At 65.1% G+C, this 700-nt stretch carries 2 protein-coding genes; one reads left to right on the plus strand and one right to left on the minus strand.

Going from position 1 to position 700, the window contains the following annotated elements; translation table 11 throughout:
- Positions 1-277 (plus strand): pyridoxal 5'-phosphate synthase (locus tag EOA33_RS37550; RefSeq protein ID WP_127407838.1); only part of this gene is annotated, 277 nt, incomplete at its 5' end.
- Positions 278-299: 22 nt separating this feature from the next.
- Here the strand turns inward: EOA33_RS37550 and EOA33_RS37555 are convergent.
- On the minus strand, positions 300-700 hold a 401-nt coding region (locus tag EOA33_RS37555; RefSeq protein WP_127407839.1), incomplete at its 5' end, for a hypothetical protein.

Consider the following 700-nt stretch of genomic DNA (forward strand, 5'->3'; position numbering starts at 1 on the left):
CTACTACGCGACGCGGCCGCGCGGCAGCCGCATCGGCGCTTGGGCCTCGAAACAGTCGCGGCCTCTGGAAAGCCGCTTCGCGCTGGAGAAGGCGGTGGCCGAATACACCGCGCGCTATCCAATCGGCGAGATCCCGCGGCCAAAACACTGGTCCGGCTTCCGCATCGTGCCGCAGACGATCGAGTTCTGGCACGACCGGCCGTTCCGCCTTCACGACCGCCTGGTCTTCACGCGCAACGCGGAAGGTGGCTGGGACAAGACGCGCCTCTATCCGTGACAGTGACGGACGGGTGGCCGGATCAATCCTTTTCCAACTGGAACAGCAGGAAATGCGGCCGCTCGCTGGCGACGCCGACGGCCGGCCGTATCGTCCTTGTCGCCTGTTTCGGCACCAGGAAGGTCTCGCGCAGGTTGAGGGTGTCGCCGCTCTTGGCGCCGGAGAAGATCGCCGACGTGCAGGTCTGCACGTGGTCCTGCGTTTTCAGCGATACCGCCGATGTCGGCGACCAACGCCGACCGTCCTTGTCCATCAGCACTATCCTGCAGCCGATCCAGAGTTTTTGCAGATCGGGATCGCCCACTTTCACCGAGAAGTCGGCCAGCACAGGGACCGAATCCGGCGGCAGGTTCGCCATGCCAAAGGCGCCGCGCAAATCGGTTAGCTTCCAGTCGCTGCCGCCGAACTGGGCGCTCTCTCCCC

Source organism: Mesorhizobium sp. M4A.F.Ca.ET.050.02.1.1 (genome assembly GCF_003997725.1).
GTDB lineage: Bacteria > Pseudomonadota > Alphaproteobacteria > Rhizobiales > Rhizobiaceae > Mesorhizobium.